Annotated in this window: 14 protein-coding genes, 1 tRNA gene, 3 pseudogenes and 1 other annotated feature; of the genes and pseudogenes, 9 read left to right on the top strand and 9 right to left on the bottom strand. The window is 55.4% G+C overall.

Annotated features, from left to right (window positions below):
• Positions 1-42 precede the first annotated feature (42 nt).
• A complete protein-coding gene (locus AB2N04_RS06500; RefSeq protein WP_367717770.1) occupies positions 43-897 on the top strand; it encodes a YihY/virulence factor BrkB family protein in 855 nt (284 codons plus the stop codon).
• On the opposite strand, the gene AB2N04_RS06495 is transcribed toward AB2N04_RS06500, so the two are convergent.
• Complete coding sequence (locus tag AB2N04_RS06495; RefSeq protein WP_367717768.1) at positions 861-1,766, bottom strand: DMT family transporter; 906 nt, start codon at positions 1,764-1,766, stop codon at positions 861-863. The two genes, AB2N04_RS06500 and AB2N04_RS06495, sit on opposite strands and share 37 nt — an antisense overlap.
• 125 nt (positions 1,767-1,891) lie before the next feature.
• On the opposite strand from AB2N04_RS06495, the gene AB2N04_RS06490 reads away from it, so the two are divergent.
• Complete coding sequence (locus tag AB2N04_RS06490) at positions 1,892-2,182, top strand: hypothetical protein (RefSeq protein ID WP_367717766.1); 291 nt, start codon at positions 1,892-1,894, stop codon at positions 2,180-2,182.
• 3 nt (positions 2,183-2,185) lie between these two features.
• On the opposite strand, the gene gluQRS is transcribed toward AB2N04_RS06490, so the two are convergent.
• Positions 2,186-3,067, bottom strand: coding sequence for a tRNA glutamyl-Q(34) synthetase GluQRS (gluQRS, locus tag AB2N04_RS06485; RefSeq protein WP_367717764.1), 882 nt, complete (start codon positions 3,065-3,067; stop codon positions 2,186-2,188).
• Positions 3,068-3,187: 120 nt separating this feature from the next.
• Between gluQRS and AB2N04_RS06480 the strand changes: the two are divergent.
• Positions 3,188-3,842 (top strand): annotated as a pseudogene (locus AB2N04_RS06480) (DNA-3-methyladenine glycosylase).
• 123 nt (positions 3,843-3,965) lie between these two features.
• The gene (locus AB2N04_RS06475) at positions 3,966-4,523 is read left to right on the top strand and encodes an HNH endonuclease (RefSeq protein WP_367717763.1); all 558 of its coding nucleotides are present in this window, start codon (positions 3,966-3,968) and stop codon (positions 4,521-4,523) included.
• A gap of 34 nt (positions 4,524-4,557) precedes the next feature.
• On the opposite strand, the gene AB2N04_RS06470 is transcribed toward AB2N04_RS06475, so the two are convergent.
• Complete coding sequence (locus AB2N04_RS06470; RefSeq protein WP_367717761.1) at positions 4,558-5,064, bottom strand: disulfide bond formation protein B; 507 nt, start codon at positions 5,062-5,064, stop codon at positions 4,558-4,560.
• A 9-nt stretch (positions 5,065-5,073) separates the two neighbouring features.
• Positions 5,074-5,655 carry a YqaA family protein gene (locus tag AB2N04_RS06465; protein WP_367717759.1) on the bottom strand — a complete coding sequence of 194 codons (582 nt, stop codon included), beginning with the start codon at positions 5,653-5,655 and terminating at the stop codon, positions 5,074-5,076.
• A gap of 157 nt (positions 5,656-5,812) precedes the next feature.
• Between AB2N04_RS06465 and AB2N04_RS06460 the strand changes: the two genes are divergently transcribed.
• Positions 5,813-5,897, top strand: a tRNA-Leu gene (locus AB2N04_RS06460).
• Between the two features lie 545 nt (positions 5,898-6,442).
• Here AB2N04_RS06460 and drt3b read toward each other — a convergent pair.
• A complete protein-coding gene (gene drt3b / locus AB2N04_RS06455) occupies positions 6,443-8,095 on the bottom strand; it encodes an antiviral reverse transcriptase Drt3b (protein WP_367718754.1) in 1,653 nt (550 codons plus the stop codon).
• Between the two features lie 114 nt (positions 8,096-8,209).
• Here drt3b and AB2N04_RS06450 point away from each other — a divergent pair, with 114 nt between their 5' ends.
• From AB2N04_RS06450 to AB2N04_RS06440, 3 genes and pseudogenes are all read left to right on the top strand, one after another.
• Positions 8,210-8,593, top strand: coding sequence for a transposase (locus tag AB2N04_RS06450; protein ID WP_283801727.1), 384 nt, complete (start codon positions 8,210-8,212; stop codon positions 8,591-8,593).
• Positions 8,590-8,944, top strand: a pseudogene (gene tnpB, locus AB2N04_RS06445) (IS66 family insertion sequence element accessory protein TnpB). The gene AB2N04_RS06450 and the pseudogene tnpB overlap by 4 nt, the downstream one beginning before the upstream one ends.
• A gap of 29 nt (positions 8,945-8,973) precedes the next feature.
• Positions 8,974-10,558: pseudogene (locus AB2N04_RS06440) on the top strand (IS66 family transposase).
• Positions 10,559-11,059: 501 nt separating this feature from the next.
• On the opposite strand, the gene drt3a reads toward AB2N04_RS06440, so the two are convergent.
• On the bottom strand, positions 11,060-11,995 hold the full coding sequence (gene drt3a, locus AB2N04_RS06435; protein ID WP_367717757.1) for an antiviral reverse transcriptase Drt3a: 936 nt from the start codon (positions 11,993-11,995) through the stop codon (positions 11,060-11,062).
• Between the two features lie 20 nt (positions 11,996-12,015).
• On the opposite strand from drt3a, the gene AB2N04_RS06430 reads away from it, so the two are divergent.
• Positions 12,016-13,247 (top strand): IS3 family transposase gene (locus AB2N04_RS06430; protein WP_367717588.1). Its coding sequence is split into 2 segments (ribosomal slippage): positions 12,016-12,307 and positions 12,307-13,247, totalling 1,233 coding nucleotides; the frame shifts between segments, so codons are not numbered across the junction.
• Positions 12,300-12,416: a sequence feature (AL1L pseudoknot), on the top strand. (Overlaps the previous gene by 117 nt.)
• 1 nt (position 13,248) lies before the next feature.
• Here AB2N04_RS06430 and AB2N04_RS06425 read toward each other — a convergent pair.
• From AB2N04_RS06425 to AB2N04_RS06415, 3 genes are all read right to left on the bottom strand, one after another.
• Positions 13,249-13,746 carry a hypothetical protein gene (locus AB2N04_RS06425; RefSeq protein ID WP_367717756.1) on the bottom strand — a complete coding sequence of 166 codons (498 nt, stop codon included), beginning with the start codon at positions 13,744-13,746 and terminating at the stop codon, positions 13,249-13,251.
• 1,041 nt (positions 13,747-14,787) lie between these two features.
• Positions 14,788-15,981, bottom strand: a complete 1,194-nt coding sequence (locus tag AB2N04_RS06420; protein WP_367717754.1) for a hypothetical protein — start codon at positions 15,979-15,981, stop codon at positions 14,788-14,790.
• Entirely contained in the window at positions 15,978-16,220 is a 243-nt protein-coding gene (locus tag AB2N04_RS06415; RefSeq protein ID WP_367717752.1) for a helix-turn-helix transcriptional regulator, read from the bottom strand. The genes AB2N04_RS06420 and AB2N04_RS06415 overlap by 4 nt, the downstream gene beginning before the upstream one ends.
• Between the last annotated feature and the right edge of the window lie 197 nt (positions 16,221-16,417).

Genomic DNA, 16,417 nt, shown 5'->3' with positions numbered 1-16,417 from the left:
CCGAAACAACCAGAAGCCGTTTGAAACGGGAAAGGATTTGCCTTGCGAGGATTGCAGGCCACCAGACGCATCATTGGCGACGCGCTCGGGCATTTCAACGCCGACGATGGATGGGCCCTTGCCAGCCATGTGGCCATTTCGGCGCTGATGGCTCTCTTTCCGTTTCTGATATTTGCGACGGCGCTGGCAAGCTTTCTGGGCGCCGACGCCTTCTCCGAACAGGCCGTCGACCTCATTTTCGATACATGGCCCAAAGAAGTCGCCGAACCGATTGCCCGTGAAGTGCACAATGTTCTGGGTGTGCGCCGCAGCGACGTTCTCACATTCGGTGTCGTTCTCGCCGGCGTTTTCGCATCCAATGGCGTGGAAGCGCTGCGCCTGTCTCTCAACCGGGCCTACCGGGTCAGCGAGCAGCGCTCGATTGTCCGGCTGCGGGCACAAAGCCTTGTTTTTGTGTTTGTCGCCACGCTCGGTTTCCTTGCCATCAGCCTCCTGCTCGTCATTGCACCTGTGGCGCTCAGAGTTGCAGAAAACCATCTCGAATGGATCGCGCCCTATGTCGGAACCATCACCTTCTGGCGATATGTGATCGCTTTGACGGTACTGGTGCTCGCCCTTGTCGCCGTCCATCTCTGGTTGCCGGCAGGTCGCCGCAAATTGCGGGACGTACTGCCTGGCGTCGTCTTCACGCTGGTCGGTTCCTTCGTCGGGTCAAGCGTGTTTGCAGCCTATCTGGGGCGTTTCGGAAGCTATGCCAGCACCTATGCGGGTCTCGCATCGATCATGATCGCGGTGGTGTTTCTCTACATCATCTCGGCCGTTTTCATCCTCGGCGGAGAGCTGAACGCCTCAATCCGCCGCTACCGTGACGCCCGTGCCGTCACACGGCTTGATTGACGCGGCGCCCGCCGCGTCGCCAGTGCAACGCCAAACGTGGTGATCGCCATCCCCGCGATCTGGAAAAGCGTGAGCGTCTCGTCGAATAGGAACCACGCCAGAAGCGCGGTCACACCCGGCACCAGATAAAACAGCGAAGCAACCCGGGCCACCTCACCTTCGCGGATGAGGATCATCAGTAGGAAAATCGCTCCAAGCGAAAGCACGAAAACCAGCCAGACCATGGCGAAGGTCAACTCGCCGTTCCACTCGATCTGCTGGGTTTCGAAGCCCACGGAAATGAGGAAAGCCACCGCCCAGCCACCGACATACTGATACAGTGTCACGGTCACCAGATCCGCAGTGGCAACAAAACGTTTCTGCCAGACAGTCCCCACACTCATGGCGATGACGGCCACCACGGCAGCGCCGATGGTCACCATCGTCACGCCACCGCTCACCGCCCCAAGCTTGGGTGAAAGAACGATCGCAACGCCCGTCAGGCCCACGACGAGACCAAGCCAGTGCCTGGCCGTGACCTTCTCTCCCAGAAAAAAACCTGCCATCACGGCAGTCAGCATTGGCTGAAGCCCGACGATGAGGCCTGCAAATCCGGCCGGCAATCCGTGTCGCACAGCCCAGAACACTCCCCCCAGATAGATGCCATGCATAAGCACGCCTGCAATTGCAGCATGAAGCGCATTTCGCATTCCGATGGCTTTCGCCTTCACCAGTGGAACGATCATCAGAAGAACGGCGAAAGTGAGCGCAAACCGCACCCACAGGAAGGTGAAGGGCTCCGCCCAGGGCATTGCATAGCGGGCACCGATGAAACCCGTTGCCCAAAGGAGTACAAAAAGGGCGGGAATTGCCCTCGTGAGATCGGTCATCAAAGACATCCAGAATTGGAAGGGAGAGGCGTCAGGGCTTTAACAGTCCAACCCACGGCAAGGAAAGCGAAACATTTGCGTCATACCATCAATCCGGTTGAAGTTCGCAAGAACGAGGCTTGCCAATGTTGATGAAGTTGGATCCAAGCTGGCTGATGTTTGTCACGGTCGCCGTGACGATGGCTTCCTACCTCCTCTCGCTCGGCCTTCACGCAGTGATGGGTGAGGACGGTTTCGGACCGATGCTTTCGACCTTCATCACAACCAGCGCATTTTTCGGCACCATCTACTTGGCCAATGAACAGGGGATTCGCTTCGAGGACCTGATGAGTGCCGCGCTGGCGGGGATTTCGGGCGCCTTTACAGTGCTTCTCGTATTCGTCCTGATCAAGGCCGTCTTCAAGCGCCTGGGCTGATCATCATCCTCCGAAACCGACCATGCGTGCGATATCGGCAGGCGTTGCACCGCTTTGCCTCAACGCGTGCAGGCTGGTGTCGCCCCTGCTCTTAGACAGTTTTCGTCCGTCACGGTCCAACACCAGTTCATGATGATGATACTGCGGTACAGGGAGCCCCAGCAGCTCCTGCAGGACACGATGCACCGCGGTTGCCTGAAACAGGTCCCGGCCACGCACAACATGCGTCACCCCCTGAAGAGCGTCATCGACGACAACGGAGAGATGATAGCTCGCAGGCACATCCCGTCGCGCAAGCACCACATCTCCCCACGCCTCTGCCCGCGCAGCGATGCAGCCTGTCTCGCCACCTGAACCACACTCGGTCTCCTCCCACGTCAGCGTGGTCCCGAGATGGCGCAGGGCGGCCGACATATCCAACCGCCACGCAAATGGATGTCCCTCCGCGATCCGTGCTTCGCGTTCCGTCGTAGCGAGATGCCGGTCATCTCCCGGATACAGCGGTGCTCCATCCGGGTCTCTGGGCCAAGGCTCACCGTCTGCCTCATGATCGGCAATGCGGCCCCGCACCTCTCCACGACTCATAAAGGCGGGATAGACGAGTTCCGCGTCGATGAGCCGCTCTAGAGCCGCACGGTAATCGTCGAAATGTTCCGACTGGCGACGAACCGGCTCCTCCCAGTCGAGCCCGAGCCAGACGAGATCGCACAGCACGCCTCGCTCCAGCTCCGCTGAACAGCGGGTGGTGTCTATGTCCTCCATACGCAACAGAAACCGGCCCGAGACATCTCGGGCCATCCTGTGGTTCAGCAACGCAGAAAAGGCATGGCCAAGATGCAAACGCCCATTCGGGCTCGGCGCAAACCGGAAGACCGGACGTGTCATGAGCGATGCCTGAAACGGGTTGCAATCGACATGAGACGATTGCTACGGCTTTCTGGCGACCCCGGCAAGGACCTGTGCCGGAGCCCGCAGGAGAAAGCGATGCGAAGGCAGAGCGTTACGATGAACCGCATTGAAACACACGCTCACCTCATGGAAGCGCTCGATGCGCTGGTCCGGCTCGACGGCAGACTGAAGCCGGTTCGCGAACGGGCAGGCCAGATCCCGCTCAGGCGGGCAGAGCCGGGGTTCGCCAGCCTGGTGTCCATCATCATTTCGCAGCAGGTTTCGCGCGCCAGCGCAGAGGCCATCGAAAGAAGGCTGGTGCAGGCCATAAGGCCTCTTACACCGCGCGCGCTCCTTGCCGGCGGCGAAACAGCACTGATCGCAGCCGGCCCTGTCCCGCGCCAAGCAGCGCACGGTTCTCGCACTCTCCCAAGCGATTGAGAACGGGGAACTCAATTTCGAGACGCTCGAATTGCTTGATGGTGACGAGGCCATTGCCCTTCTCACAAACCTTCCTGGCATCGGCCCCTGGACAGCACAGGTCTATCTTCTCGTATCGGCTGGCCATCCCGATATATTCCCGGCAGGTGATGTGGCCCTGCAGGCTGCGGTTGCCGATGCCCTGTCACTTTCATCGCGCCCCGACACCAGAACAATGGCAAGAATCGCCGAATCATGGTCACCGTTCCGCGCGGCCGCAGCTCGCCTGTTCTGGGCTCATTACCGCAGGATGAAGGGCAAGGAAGCCGCTCCCATGCCCGTTTCGGCGTAAAAAACTGCGCCAGACCAGCCGTTTGAGGTGTCATAAAGCAAAATATACGCTTCACATTCCTGTCATGGCGGGCTTACAGTATTCGCATCGATCGACTTGGCCAGCTGAAGGAGCTTCAAGGACGTGACGATCGCGGCTTCGCCAGACAGCATGCCTGCTCTGGTGCTGAATGCGGACTACAGACCGCTCAGTTACTATCCCTTGTCACTGTGGTCGTGGCAGGATGCCATCAAGGCAGTCTTCCTCGACCGGGTCAACATTGTTGCAGAATACGACCAGCAGGTCTCATCCCCATCCTTTGCGATGAGACTGCCGAGCGTAATCAGCCTCAAAACATATGTAAAACCGTCGCGCTATCCCGCTTTCACACGTTTCAACGTGTTCCTGCGCGACCGTTTCCAGTGCCAGTATTGCGGTTCGCACGAAGATCTGACTTTCGACCACGTCATCCCGCGCCGCCTTGGCGGTGTTACCTCATGGGAAAACGTGGTCGCGGCCTGCTCACCCTGCAATCTGAAAAAAGGCGGCGTGATGCCTTCCCGGGCAAAGATGTGGCCACATCAGAAGCCCTACCGGCCGACCGTTCACGACCTGCACAACAACGGGCGCCTCTTTCCTCCCAACTACCTCCACGAAAGCTGGATGGATTATCTATACTGGGATGTCGAACTGGAGCCGTGACGGCGACCACCTCGGTTGCCCGCCCCCGCAGCTTTCAGCGTTTGAAAGCCGCGCGGATCGCCACATATGCCCACAGCGCACTTGCAAGAGCATTCCATCCGGCAAATGACAGCCCCAGGAAGCGCCCTGCCGCTTCGCTGCATGAGGGGGGCACCACGGCATTCAATTGATCCAGCAGGTTTCCGCCCGTGTTCGGGCCTGCGCTGCCGGCGCCACAATCGGCCGGTCCTGCCCACCATTTCCACTCCACACCCGCGTGATAGATGCCAAGCGCCATTCCGTAGAGCATGAGGGCTCCACCGGCCAGCAGCAGACCGCGCGTGATCAGGGGCGGAGCCTTTAGCGCGGAGGCCAGCAGCGCCAGGATCATCAGGGGCACCCCGATATAGTAGGGCGTGCGCTGTTCCAGGCACAGCATGCACGGAATGTAGCCACCGATATGTTCGAAGCCGAGCGCAATGCCCACGGTTGCCGCCATGCCGACAACAAGCAGTCCCGCGCTCAGGGTCTGCGTGGCACCGGTAGAAGCTGTTGGGAACATTGTGAGCCTTTAGAAAATGTAACGGATGGCGACAAAGCCACCGATCAGCAAAACCATGAAAAGGGTGAAAAGAAGGCCAAGATTTTTCTCGATGAAGACCCGGATCGGCGGTCCATACATATAGAGCAGCCACGAAACAAGAAAGAAGCGCAGCCCCCGCCCCACGATCGACACAAGAACGAACACGAGAAGGTTCAGCCCGGTCGCACCTGAAAAGATCGTGAGCACCTTGTAGGGAAATGGCGTTACCGCAGCGAACAGAACGCCCCAGCCTCCCCATTCATTATACCAGCCTGCCACCTGTTCGAAGGCGTTTTCCTTGCCATAAAAGGCGAGCACCGGCTGGCCAACCGCCTCGTAAAGGAACGCACCGATCGCATAGCCGAGGAGCGCCCCGAAAACTGAACTTGCCGTGCAGATGAACGCATAGCGGATCCATTTGAACCGCTCTGACAGCACCATGGGAATGAGCAGAACATCCGGCGGGATGGGAAACACCGAACTTTCGATGAATGACACCGAGGCCAGTGCCTTTTCGGCATGCCGTGTTGCGGCAAGCGACATGGTCCAGTCATAGAGTTTGCGAAGCATTGGGGGCCCTCAATAAGCAGCTTTGTCTAGCCGCTGCGGCGGCCTTGCGCAACGCCAGCCACAAAAGAGGTGACAGGTAAGATGAATTGCTTCGCCAAGTGTTGACGAGACCGCCCGCGCCCGTATAGTCCGCAACCTGTCCGGACATTCGCGCCGGGCCCCTGTGGCGGAATTGGTAGACGCGCTCGACTCAAAATCGAGTTCCGCAAGGAGTGCTGGTTCGAGTCCGGCCAGGGGCACCATTTCTTCTCTAAAAAGAATACGATTTCAAGAAGTTGACGAATGTCGCGACTTCTCAACCCACCCCTCCATCCACCTAATTGACGCTGGTAGGGTTTGATCGTCTCAATCCGTCTCGTTGCCTCTCATTGCGTCGCCGCTGTTGGAAGCAATGCAGATTTTGGCGGGGTTTGATGGTGCGCAAGGGGCAATGCGGCTTGTCCTTACCCACTGCTATGTGGGCGTTGTATCTGAGATCGCGAAGGCGGGGCTAGCAACATTGCGCCTGCAAATGGGTCGATCGAAAGAATTCGGCGCGATCTACAAAGCTGCCATTCGCTGCGTAACGTGCGAAGGCCTGTAAAGGGCGGAAAGTTGACTTTCGCTACACGTTAACCGAATGGGAGCTTTCGGGACTTTCAGAAAGAAACCCAAAGTAGAAAAGCCAGCGGTCCGCCCCCCCGCCGGCGTGACCGGTGCCGTTTATAGGCCGCCTGGTCTTGGAGCTTGTGTGTGTGCCCGCATAGCCCGAAAGCTTGAGCAATTTAGTTTAGGCGAAGCTCTGCGTTCAGTATACTTCTCGCGTGCGTTTCTTGTCCAGTGCGATGGATAAGTCAAAACCCTTCCAATCCGTGAACCAAAATGGCGAAGCTGATTTGATGGCGTAGAAATCTGTGACGGAATGCCCGAAAACCTGTGCGAGGCGATACTTGGTTCGAGCCGAAACAAAGGGACAACACGCGATATCAAGATAGGCCATCAAGGGTTCCGACTCGTTGTGAACATAGGCTGCCCGGGTCTTGATTCTGGTTACAAGAGCCTCTTCTAAAGCTTGTCGAAACCTCAAGTACCTCCGTTTTCCTGTCACGTAGCTCAAACCAACAGTTACCGCGAAGTAGTCAATCTTAGAGCTCGCCTTGTAACTCTTGCCTTGACCACTGTTGTCCAATCCAAAGTACTCAGCCAGCGCTTCCTCAGACACGAGATACTCCCGCCCGAGCTTTCTTAACGCCAAAATTAAGCACATCACCTCAATGTTAGGTTGCCCTTTCGTAGAGGTTCGCCGTAGCTGCCGCGTAATATTGTCGAATATGTACTTGCATACTTGGTGTTTACTATCTCGCCCAACACCGGCTTCGTGCATTTGATCGACCATTGTGGAAACCAAACGAGCGAGCCGGATCGAGATGTTTACCCTTGGATCCGCGGCGTAAACAAAGAACGAAAACTCCAATATTCCAATGAGGGCTTGAATCAATTTTCGCTCGTCCCTCAGAGATTTCAGTGTTTGCTCGTTTTTCAGAAAAATCTTTGACGTGTTCCTCTCAAGTGCTGCAAAGGAGTAGTTTAGGATATCCTTGTACTCTACGCCGGTCTCATTCAGGACACTTTTAAAGCCGACGATCAGGTTATTGGATCGAACTCTTGGTGTGAACTTCTTCACCTTCGCGGCAGATCCGCTTGGGTCATCCACCTCTTTTTCATAGATTTCGATACACTCTCCAAGCACTGAACGAACACGGTTCTTTGCGATCGTTAGCTGCGTGATAATTGGTTTTTGTATGACGGTAGATTTCGACGCGTTGACACCAAGCTTCAACTCTTTCAGTGCGATCCCGAGTTGCCTTTCAACGTGGCTTAAATCCACTCGAGATGTGCAGAAAATAAAGTAGTCGTCCACATACCTAAAAACTTGATAGTCGTCTCGATGGCGGTACCCATGAACTTCGAGCATTGAACGCTGAAAATTCCTATCAGCGTACTGTAAAATAACCTCAGCAAATATTCTGGAGAACTCAGGGCCAATAACAATACCGTTGGTCTCGCCTTGGTTCATTTCCTGCATAAGCCGATCAAACCTACCCCCGAAGGTGTTTCTCGATTCATCCAGAAAGTCTTTGGCCGCTGCGGTTCCCAAAGTGCTCCAAGGTAATGAATGTGTGTAGATGCTATCGAAGCATTTCGAGACGTCTAGCCGAAGCAGGAGGTCGAACTTCTTTTCTGCGTTATGGTACTTATAGTGCTCGAAGAATTTAAAAATATTGCTGTAGCTTCTGTAGGAAAAGAAAGAGCCAAGGTTATCGTATTCTTTTGAGTTTTGCTCAACGGTATCGGCGACTGCTGATCGGCGCTCATAAAACAAACGATCAGAAAACTTCACTGTTTTTGCCGTCGACGCTGGATACCGAATCGAAAACTCACTTAGGCCTGCATAGTAGATAATGTGTAAGCGCCGTCAGGACCCCACCTTTTCTTATTTGTGGTGATGCTGGATTCCCTATCCGTTGTAGATTTGGCAATGGAGGAAGGGTTGGGCGTCCATAGAGAGCTCCATATGGAGTCCATTTGCGGTTATGCAATTTTGCCGCGCGATGCGGGGAAGCGACGCTGGCCGGATGAGGTGAAAGGCCAGCTTGTCGCGCAGAGCTATGTGCCCGGAGTGACGGTGAGCGAGGTTGCCCGCCGGGTTGGTCTGCGGCCCAACCATCTTTCGTCGTGGCGGCGTTTGGCCCGTGAGGGCAAGCTTGTGGTGCCGGATCTTCCCGGAGCGGAGTTTGTGCCGGCCAAGCTTGAACCGGCTGCCCCGGCAATTGCGGAGGATGCAAGGCCGTCGGCCGCGGTGGAGATCATTCATGACGGCACCACAATCCGCCTGGAAGCGACTGCGAGCCCGGACAGGATTGCCGGGATCGTGCGCGCGCTTGGGCGCGCGGCATGATTTTCCCCTCGAACCGGGTGCGGATTCTGGTGGCGACAAAGCCCGTTGACTTCAGAAAAGGACACGATGGGCTAAGCGCCCTGGTCCAGACCGTGCTGCGCAAGGACCCGTTCACCGGCACGGTATTTGTGTTCCGGTCCAAGCGGGGCCGATCGGCTCAAACTGCTTTATTGGGATGGGACCGGTCTGGTGATGGCGTATAAACGTCTGGAAGATTCGACCTTCACCTGGCCCGCCATCAGGGATGGTGCGATGTCTCTGAACCATGCCCAATTCGAGGCGCTGTTCTCAGGCCTGGACTGGCGCAAGGTGAAGGCGTTGGAGGCGCGTTCGCCGGCTGCGGCAGAGTGAATCATCCGTTTGAATTTACGCGCTTTCCTGTGCTTCCCAAGGTATGTTCGGCGCATGTCTTTCACCCCGGATATCGACCTTGCCGCCATCCCGCTGGAGCAGCGCGGCGCTGTCGCCGCACTGGTGCGCGAAGTGGCCGAGCTCAAAGACATCAACAAACGCCTGGAGCATTTGGTCGCGGAATTGAACCATGCGGTTCATGGCAAGCGGTCGGAGAAACTGAGCGAAGACGAGCGGCAGTTGGCGTTTGAAGACCTTGAGACCGCCACCAGCGAGGTCGAGGCCAGAAAAGAAACATCTGCTTTCTCCGAGAGGGCCAAAAAGCGGACGAAGCCCGCTGCAAGGCGCAACATTGGCAACCTTCCCGATCACCTGCCGCGCATTGAACAGGTCATCGAACCCGACAGTCTTGAGTGCCCCTGCGGCTGCGGAGAGATGCACAGGATCGGCGAGGATCGCAGCGAACGGCTGGACATCGTGCCCGCGCAACTGCGTGTGATCGTGACCGTGCGGCCCAAATATGCCTGCCGGTCCTGCACGGATGGCGTCACCCAATTGCCGGCTCCGGCTCATCTGATCGAGGGTGGACTGCCTACCGAGGCCACCATCGCTCATGTGCTGGTGTCCAAATACGCCGATCACTGTCCGCTCTACCGGCAAAGCCAGATCTTGGCCCGCTCCGGGATCGACATTCATCGCGCGACACTGGCCGATTGGACTGGCAAAGCCGCCTTCCATCTCAAACCGGTCGTGGACCGGCTGGCCGAGCATGTGAAGACCTCCACGAAGCTGTTCATGGACGAAACCACGGCACCGGTGCTCGATCCGGGGCGCGGCCGCACCAAAACCGGCTATCTATGGGCGCTCGCCCGGGACGACAGGTCCTGGGGCGGCGGCGATCCGCCGGGGGTTGTGTATTTTTATGCACCGGGCCGCGGGGGCGAAAACGCCGAACGCTTTCTCGCCGGCTTCAACGGCATCCTCCAGCTTGACGGCTATCAGGGCTACAACCGTCTGACACGTCCTTCCCGTAAGGGAGGTGACCCCATCCGTGTTGCCCATTGCTGGAGCCACGCACGGCGCAAGCTGAAAGAGGTTTTTGACCGCGACGGCTCACAGATCGCCGCCGAGGGCCTGCGACAGATTGCCGGGTTCTATTCTGTGGAGGCCGACATCCGTGGAACGTCTCATGGCCAGCGCCTCTCGGCCCGGCAGGCCCGCACCGCACCTCTGGTGGCCGAGTTCGGGCAATGGCTGCAAAGGGAGCGTCTGCGCGTCTCGGTGAAGTCGCGCCTGGGCGAGAAGCTCGCCTATATCCACCGCCACTGGGAGGGCTTGCAAACCTTCCTCACCGACGGCCGCGTCGAAATCGACAGCAACAGCGTTGAAAACCTCATCCGCCCAATCGCGCTCAATCGGAAAAATGCCCTTTTTGCCGGCCACGACGAAGGTGGAAATGCCTGGGGCCGGATCGCATCCCTCGTCGAAACAGCAAAGATCAACGGCGTCGAACCCTTCGCCTACCTCAAGGCCACGCTCGAAGCCATTGCAAACGGATATCCCAAAAGCCGCATCGACGATCTGCTGCCCTGGAACTTCAAAGCGTCAAGCTGAAACTCCTGTGAGCCGCTGACAACGCTTACGATAATGTTGGCGCTATTCAGATTGTAAAAGTGCGCGACAGCCAGCTGATTCCTCGGATGTATTACAGACAGCCTGCGGAACTCGCGCTCTTTATGCGCGATATCAAAGCCATAAGGCTTCGTCCGCATAGCATGCTCCGAAAGCTTCCATTCTCTCTTTGGTATTGTTTTTCCGTCTCGGAGAAGAGTACTTTGCGTTGGGTTCTCGATGGTTCTCCGGTCTCGTTTCGCTGGCGGTGAAGCCAACGGATGCTTTCGGCAGCTTTTGAATAGTAGTTGAATGACCACATCCAATCGATCATCCGGGCACTTCCAAACGACATATGTATCCCGCCCTCTTTGCTCGAGTCTCACATCGTACTTGGTAACAAAGTCAAAGAAACCACCGTTGCCGAAAGTCGGTGGAACTTCGAATGGATGAACGTCAGAGAGTATCGGCCTGTGGTAGCTATAGTTTGCCGGGATTGAGCGTTTATTGGCCATACTTCCAAGCCTTTGTTATCTCTTCAAATTCATCTTTCCGATGAAACCGGCGGAATATTTTTTCAGAGTAGCCTTTTTGAAATGAGTACTGTTGAAGCTTGGCTCTTAAACTTGCACTGTGTGTTTGCTTTCGAATATGCGTATCGAGCGCATCATCTAGTCTTTTAAGCTGTGACAAGTCTGTGAAGTGTGGATTGCTGAAGTAGATTCCGACAAAGGCGTTTTGTTTGCTATGCGTTAGCTGCGTGTTACCCGTGAGGTACTGCACCCGCTTTACGAGCAACCTATAGGCTTTCTTAGGATTTTTTGCCCGCTGCCGATCATACCTTGTGAAACTCGCGTCGAGCCTGCTTTTGTACTTTTGGAATTTTGCGTCGCTCATTAAGACCTTACAAGAGGTACGAAGCACCTCTCGAAACTCGTAACCCAAATATGTCAGCTCCGTATCTGGCGGAGCTTCCCTTGATTTTGTAGAGTTTACGATCAGCCTTTTTCGCCTGAGCTCCTCGACTGCTTTCTTACGATAGCCTTCGATAGTAGAACCTTTCGTAGGTGCAAAAAGTACAATGATGTCGTCAACATAACGCGCATAGAAAGTGACGTCTTCGAGTGTCGATATGCGGTCATCAAAATCCCGCATGTATAGTTCTGACAGGATGGCGCTGAGGCCTACGCCACGTGGCAAACCCCTCCCAGGTGTTCCAGCAACCGTGGCATAGTCCCAAAGAAGGCGTTCGATCAAACGCATTGTCGTTGCGCTTAGGAGTTGATCAGACTTCAGCTTGGTAAGCAAAATAGAGTGGTCAATCGACTCATAGAACTCTTGCACGTCCAGTTTGACCACGTGGTACGGAAATCCGTCACTTAAACAGTCGCTCAGTTGCGTTACAATTTTGAACCGCCCCGGGTTTGCCGGAGGCTCCAACTTCCCAATAGGATGGAGCCATGACGAGCAAAACGACGAACAAGTTTTCCCCTGAGGTGCGCGAGCGTGCGGTGCGGTTGGTATTCGATCACGAGGCTGATCATTCTTCGCGCTGGACCGCCTGCCAGTCGATAGCGGCAAAGATCGGCTGCTCGGCGCACACTCTGCTGGATTGGGTAAAGAGGGCCGAGATCGATACCGGCAAGAGGGCCGGCTTGCCGACGGACACGGCCGAGAAGATAAAGGCTCTTGAGCGGGAGAACCGCGAACTCCGACAGGCCAATGAGATCCTGCGCAAGGCTAGCGCTTATTTTGCCCAGGCGGAGCTCGACCGCCCATTCAAACGATGATCGCGTTCATCGACGATCACCGCGAGGCGCATGGGGTCGAGCCGATCTGCAAGGTGCTGCCGATCGCCCCATCGACCTATCACGATCATGTCGCCAAGCGCACTGATCCCGCGAAGCTGTCGGCGCGGGCGAAGCGGGACCTGGAGCTCAAACCGGCGATCGAACGCGTCTTCGCCGAGAACTTCGAGGTCTACGGCGCGAGGAAGGTCTGGCGGCAGATGCTGCGCGAGGGCTTTGATGTCGCGCGCTGCACGGTCGAGCGGTTGATGGCCGACCTCGGCCTTCACGGCGTCATTCGTGGCAAGCCGATCCGCACCACGGTGCAGGACAAGGCCGCGCCGTGCCCGCTTGACCGCGTGAACCGGGTCTTCCACGCGCCGGCCCCGAACATGCTCTGGCTCTCGGATTTCACCTATGTCAGCACCTGGTCGGGCTTCGTTTACGTGGCCTTCGTCATCGACGCCTACGCCCGTCGTATCGTCGGCTGGCGGGTGAGCAGGACCGCCCATGCGAGCTTTGTGCTCGACGCTCTCGAACAGGCCTTGCACGAACGCCGCCCCGTTCATCGCGGTGGTCTGGTTCATCATTCGGACCGCGGATCGCAATATGTCAGCATCCGCTATACCGAGCGTCTCGCCGAAGCCGGCATCGAACCGTCTGTGGGCAGTGTCGGCGACAGCTACGACAACGCGCTGGCCGAGACGATCAACGGCCTCTACAAGGCCGAGGTCATCCATCGGCGCGGGCCATGGCGAAGCTTCGAGGCCGTCGAGTTCGCCACGCTGACCTGGGTCGACTGGTTCAACAACCGCCGGCTGCTGGAGCCCATCGGCAACATCCCGCCGGCCGAAGCCGAGGAGCGCTACTACGCCATGCTGGAAGAACCGGCCATCGCGGCATAACTTAAACCAGAAGGCCTCCGGCAAACCCGGGGCGGTTCATTTGATTTCTATTCGCTTGCCTTACCTTATAGATTCCGGAGATGTTGTTGGCGATTTTTTTGATTGCGTAGTAGCTCTGCGCATAGGCATTTACGGGAGTTTCAGGAACGACATAGACAGGCTTTCCACTGGGGCCTCCCACTCTGCGTATGCTAATCCTAAAGCTCTTCTTTGATATTTCATCCGAGACGTTCGCTAAACATGAAAGCAACTCTTGATCCCTTGCTTTCCTAGCATTTTCACGATCTTCTTTGAGTGCGTCAAAAATTGCTTGATCAGCTGCCGAATATTTGTGTTTGTGAGTGGCTCGGAACTGTTTGGTCGCTCTTATGCAATCTTTTAGCTCTTCCGTGGCAACCATAACGGAAGGAAAAAACTCGAGGCTCTTGTTTGAGCCTCGCCTGTTTTCGATCTCTGTAATTTTTCTTAGGTTTTGTGGGGAAAATGATTGATCAAACACGTAGTATGTAGCCCTGATGAACGCCTTATCACTGAAGCACACCTCATAATTGAGCGGGTTGCAACCAAGTAACGCTTAACCTTGGGGAAAAGTCCGAAGGCAATGGTCAGGGCAGAACTGGAACGCCATAGCAGTCATTCGATCCGCCGCAGCTAAACGGCAGCTGTGGGCCGAAATCGCCCACCCTGCAATTGAGTGCGAGTGAGCGCTTCGCCGGGCTTGTTTTCGAAAGCAGCAGCCCCGCTGTCGGCCCCACCCAGTCAATCACAGAAGCAAGGCCCAGATGGCCGTTCAAAATCGTCTAGTGCACCATGAAGAAGTAGAAAATTCGTCGTAAGCCAAGAGAGTGAGGCACCCAGCCAAACAACTCCCTCTATGCCCGAATCTACCCTCCCTCTGGTCCATGCATACCGGATCAGGGAGGGCAATTGGGTCAGTAGCGCCCATTAAAAGCCTGTCGTGCCCACTGACGGGCATTCGGCTCCTCGGAGGCTCCGATACACCTGACAAGGTAAATCGCGCGTGTCTGAGCAAATGTCGCAGTTCTCACTACACTCCGCGCCCTTCGCACTGCCCCATGCCCAAGAAGGGAGCGCTGTTCCTTACCCAGCCTTTTCCAAGGAACATAGCGGAAGGCTTCTACGGGTAGAAAATTACATAGCCATCATTCGGCAAGAGGATGGCCGATCTGGCTGCATGTATCACTGTTGCGAGGCGACTGCTTTGTCGTTTCCTGGTTCCTTGCGATCATAGGCCCGTAAGACACTTTCCCATTTACGTGGAAGTTTTTCTATCCTGGATGGAGAATTCACTGATTTCCTACATGAGAGATAACCCTAACGGGGAACGTAGGATAATCGTTCTTCGCTATGGTTGATTGTGGTCTTTTCTCAGTTAGTTCCTTTGATTCTATTAGGGAATTTGTGGGCGTAGGTAATGGTGTAAGACTATTAGGGTGAAAGCGGGGCCTTCTGGCGTGGGAAGGCCCCTCCATCAACAGGGCAAGGTAACGATGCGAGCCATTCTTGCGTCGCTGTGTATTCACTTTAGCGGTACCGACACGAAGCATTTGTCGATGGATCGCATGTTCACTGCGCCGTATTTGTTCGGTCCCGTTCTATGACGGGCCCTATCTCGATAATCTTCCCATTTTCTCAGGACCCGTTTGGGAGTACGTGCCGTGGGTCTATGTTTCCAACGCTTCTTTATCAAAGTATCTAGTGGTTGATCATCCGGCCCTCCAAAAAACCACCTGAGAACAGCCCTGATGTGCGCGGGTGATGTTTTGAGTATTTCCTCATCACAGAGCGGTGGCTTGGTTCGGCCCAAACTATCCAATACAAAGATGACGAGATATGCAGACCGCTGTGCCTGATATGTGGGGTCATTCATCAACTGCCTGATCCGCGCTCCATTTTTCGAAGTGCTTGCAGATGATCTGTCGGAGCTTCTGGCCGATGACGCGTTAAGTCGTGGATTGAGCAAATTGCCCAAGCGGACAAAGTCCACTTTCCAAACAATCAGATTTTGCCGAAAAAATTCATGCAAGTCTGCATTGAGAAGATCATCTAGCCGATCTCCACCCAAGTGGCGCTTTGCCGGACGGTTCCCATTCAAAACGAACTCGACCCGACAGCCAATATTGCCATGAGCACCATTGGCGAGCTTTTCTCGTCTAACATAAATTTTCAAATTGAGATCGGCGTCTTTCTCCTCGCTGTACAAGGTGAAATCACGATCAATGAGCCCGCGGCTTTCAAGCTTTTCTGGCGGAAGGTATTTACCTTCACTGTCGCAATCGACGGCTTGTAAAAAACCGCGTTGATGATTTCGCTTTCCAACAGTCCTAACAAGCGCGTTCCGCTTTTCTTTCGCTCGTTCTACGTTGTTGTCGCAGTCGTAATGATCAGCAGAAATTTCAACCCGTGTGACTCGATACTCACCGAGGCACTCTTCATGATCCTTGAGCAATTTCAACAATCGTCCATCGGGCAAGCAAACTGCCTTCAATCGGGTCCAGCCATACTTTCCTCTCACTCTTTCTAAACGGAAAGAGTACGCTGCTTGCTCCAGTTCGGAAATCGGAAGCCTTTCTCTCAGGACCGACTTCTCCTCGTTCACCAAGATGACCACTAGGTCGAAGGTGGGCCTGAAAAAGCCCACGCCAGGTATTTCGAAACCGATCGAGTTTGCCATGGAACTTGCCACTTGCGTTGGTCGCTTGTTGTTGGTCATCGCACACCTCCTTCGTTCAAGCGCACGCGCAACCGCTTCTTCGCCGATGAGGGCTTTTTGCGAACAGCCCTTCGCTGGTCGATGACGATGAGGAGTTCATCTTCAAGCCATCTTGTGCGACTGCCGATCTTGATTGGCTCAGGTAAAACGCCTTCCTTCACCCATCGCCAAACTGATGATACCGCTACGCTGAACATGTCAGCCACTTCGCGTACTGTTAGAAGTTTTGTCGGTTTCATAATTTTCTCCTGCTTTCTGTAGCTGGTGTATCTCTCTATACGTTTGGCTGTTTTCAGAATCGGCGGAATCGAAGCTGTTTTGGCCACTTGAGGCCAGAGAGCGATGGAAAGAATCAGCTTTGAAGAATTTTTAATCGACTATTTTCAATCACTTATACGATTTTGAAAAAAAATCTTCGTTCACGTCTAAACATTGA

Source organism: Nitratireductor sp. GISD-1A_MAKvit (genome assembly GCF_040819555.1).
GTDB lineage: Bacteria > Pseudomonadota > Alphaproteobacteria > Rhizobiales > Rhizobiaceae > Nitratireductor.
Note: the sequence above shows the minus strand (reverse complement) of the source record. Positions and strands in the feature narration are given on the sequence as shown.

Bases quoted from the DNA above. Each gene is read 5' to 3' on its own strand.
- AB2N04_RS06415 (WP_367717752.1), bottom strand. From the start codon at position 16,220: ATGAAACCGACAAAACTTCTAACAGTACGCGAAGTGGCTGACATGTTC.
- AB2N04_RS06470 (WP_367717761.1), bottom strand. From the start codon at position 5,064: ATGTTCCCAACAGCTTCTACCGGTGCCACGCAGACCCTGAGCGCGGGA.
- AB2N04_RS06420 (WP_367717754.1), bottom strand. From the start codon at position 15,981: ATGACCAACAACAAGCGACCAACGCAAGTGGCAAGTTCCATGGCAAAC.
- AB2N04_RS06465 (WP_367717759.1), bottom strand. From the start codon at position 5,655: ATGCTTCGCAAACTCTATGACTGGACCATGTCGCTTGCCGCAACACGG.
- AB2N04_RS06490 (WP_367717766.1), top strand. From the start codon at position 1,892: ATGTTGATGAAGTTGGATCCAAGCTGGCTGATGTTTGTCACGGTCGCC.
- AB2N04_RS06450 (WP_283801727.1), top strand. From the start codon at position 8,210: ATGGAGTCCATTTGCGGTTATGCAATTTTGCCGCGCGATGCGGGGAAG.
- gluQRS (WP_367717764.1), bottom strand. From the start codon at position 3,067: ATGACACGTCCGGTCTTCCGGTTTGCGCCGAGCCCGAATGGGCGTTTG.
- AB2N04_RS06495 (WP_367717768.1), bottom strand. From the start codon at position 1,766: ATGACCGATCTCACGAGGGCAATTCCCGCCCTTTTTGTACTCCTTTGG.